The sequence below is a fragment of the Acetobacter sp. DsW_063 genome (genome assembly GCF_002153745.1).
Taxonomy (GTDB): Bacteria; Pseudomonadota; Alphaproteobacteria; order Acetobacterales; family Acetobacteraceae; genus Acetobacter.
The window spans coordinates 1-2,606 of the sequence record NZ_JOPL01000144.1 but is presented as its reverse complement, the minus strand read 5'-3'; the positions used below and the strand labels follow the sequence as shown (position 1 = coordinate 2,606).

1 protein-coding gene is annotated in these 2,606 nt (G+C 60.2%); it reads right to left on the bottom strand.

Going from position 1 to position 2,606, the window contains the following annotated elements:
* On the bottom strand, positions 1-2,205 hold a 2,205-nt coding region (locus HK28_RS13355; RefSeq protein ID WP_198945902.1), incomplete at its 3' end, for a TonB-dependent receptor domain-containing protein.
* Positions 2,206-2,606: the final 401 nt, after the last annotated feature.

Below are 2,606 nucleotides of genomic sequence, written 5' to 3'. Positions count from 1 at the left end.
GCCGATGCCGTTGTGATGCAGGCGCGTGCGGTTGAGATCAAGCGCCATGCTCAGCATCAGGTTGCCGTGCTTTTGCATGCGGAACGTGTAGTCCGCCTTGATGTCCAGACCCTGCGTGCGCGTGCTCGCACCGTTCGCAAGATAGTACGCGCTAACGCTGTTGGCGTTGTAAGCGTTGCCCGGCAGAGAGAAGCCCATGGACTCGATCGCGTCGATGGCGGTCTGTCCGTTGACGGTTCCGCCCTGAACGATGCGGTCACGCATGTTGATCTGATAGACATCAGCTTCGACATGCAGGCCAGTAATCGGCTCCACGACGATGCCGCCACTCTCGCTGATCGAACGCTCCGGCTTCAGACCCGGCGAGCCGAGCGCCTTCGCTGACGCAGAGCTTGCGGCCAGCAGGCCCGAGGCGCCAGTGGGCGACACGTTCATGGCGCTGAAATGCTCTTCGGCCAGAGTCGGAGCGCGGAAGCCGGTGCTGATCGTCGCGCGGACGCCGATACGTTTGGTGAAGTCATAGCGCGTCGAGATCTTGCCGTTCTCGGTGTCGCCGACGTCGGTGTAGTGCTCGAAGCGGCCTGCGAAATCCATCTCCCACTTCTTGGTGAAGTGGAAGTCGCCGTCCATGTACCACGCCCAGACGTCGCGATACCATTTGCCGGAATTTTGCGGCGCCAGACCGGCGTAACCCTGCGTGCCGCCCAGAACGTAGGAAACAGGATTTCCCGCCCAGATCTGGTAGGCGTCCATCCGCTGTTCCATGCCGAAGGCGAGCGTCATAGGGACGACATGACCGATATTGAAGCGGCGGCGGAAATCGAGATTGTTCGTCCACTGCGTCATGGCGTAGCTCTCAGCCCGCGCGTCGGTCGGGCTGTAACCACACCCGGCGCTCGAGTAGTACGCGCTGGACGCGTCGGTCGAACAGGTCGACTGCAACATACCCGTGTTGACCGTGTTCTTGTTGCCGACCTTGTCGTAATCCGAACCGTAGGTCGAGGACACATCCCACTCGAAGCCGAGGAAATTGTCGCCTTTCGCGCCAACGGTGGCCGAGTAGTCGTTCTCCTCGATCGTCTCCAGCGGCGAGAAGCCGTAAGGGAAAATCGATTCCGCGACACCGCCGCCGACATTCGGAACGCGGTAGTTTTCATACGCTTCCGAATGGCGATGAGCGTAGGTGATGTTGCCGTAGAACTCGACGTCGTCGTTCAGCGGCTTGCCCCAGTCCAGACCGAAATTCTCGCGCGTTTCTTCCGGCGTGCTCATGATGTGGTTCGAATTGCTGGGAATCGACTGACCGGTATAGCTGGCGGCGTCCGCATAGGAGGGCTGGTTGCCAGTCAGACGATGGTCATGCGCGCCGCTCGCCAGGAAATGGTCCGTGTGCGACACCTGCCCGAACAGATGGATGTAGCCATCCTTGCCGAGCTTCATGCCGCCGTCGAGATTGAGCTGATACTGCCAGCCCGACCCGGCATAAGCGTTGGCGCCGGTCTGGGCGCTCATGTTGATGCCGTGATCGGTCTTCTTGGTGATGATGTTAACAACACCCGCGATGGCGTCGGAGCCATACATCGCCGCCGCGCCGTCTTCCAGCACTTCGATATGATCGATCATGTTGGCGGGGATCATGCTGAGATCGACGCCGGTCGTGCCGAAGTTCGGTCCAGAATCCGCAGTGAAGTTGCCTGTCGTGTGGCGGCGTTTGCCATCAAACAGAACCAGAACTTCGTTGGCGCTGAGGCCACGCATGTTGATCGCCGACACCAGCGCCGCAGCGTCCGCGCCCATCGTCGGAACGTTGATCTGGGGATAGGTGCGCACCAGCGCATCCCCAAGATTGATCATACCCGAACGCTGCAGAACAGCGGAAGTCAGAACGGTGACGGGGCTCACGCTCTGACGCGCGTGCCGATTGGCGCTGTGCGTGCCGGTGACGATGACGGCTTCGTTGGCGTCATTCGTGAAATGCGCGCGCTTCACCGGAGCTGCAGCCGGGGCTACGCCACTCGCCGGGGCGGTCGTGCTCGCCGCTGTCGTCGAAGCGGCCTTCGCCCTGACGCCGTGCGCAGACGTCTTGCTGTGGGTTTTCGCGTGGGTCGTCGAAGCAGGACGCGTGTCGGCGACGGCCGCCATGCTGCTCCCGAGCATGGGCACTGCAAGGATAGTGGCGGCGAAAAGTCTGCGTCGAGAGGTCATGTTCGGCGGAGGCTCCAGTATCGCGCAGCTTGGCGCTGCGTCCTGATGCCTCAGGCTTACGTTAAAGAGAGCATCAAGCAAAAGAGAATATATCGATACCGTGTCATTCTGAACTCGAACTGTTGCCGGTAAGCAACATACCGTTCGCATCACCGAAACATACGGCGTGGAGAATCAGGAAAATCCCAACATTACTTTCCACAAAGAAAAACCGGCCAACCTTGCGGCTGACCGGCTTCAAATCTGTGGCAGGAGCAATAGCGCTTCAGAAGGAAGCGTTCACACGGCCATAGTAGTAACCACCTGTCATCGGGATCTGCATGGACGCCGTGTCATAGGCGCGCGAACCGAGGTAGTTGACGATCTGCGACACGCGACGCGGGCGGACGTTGAAGATGTTG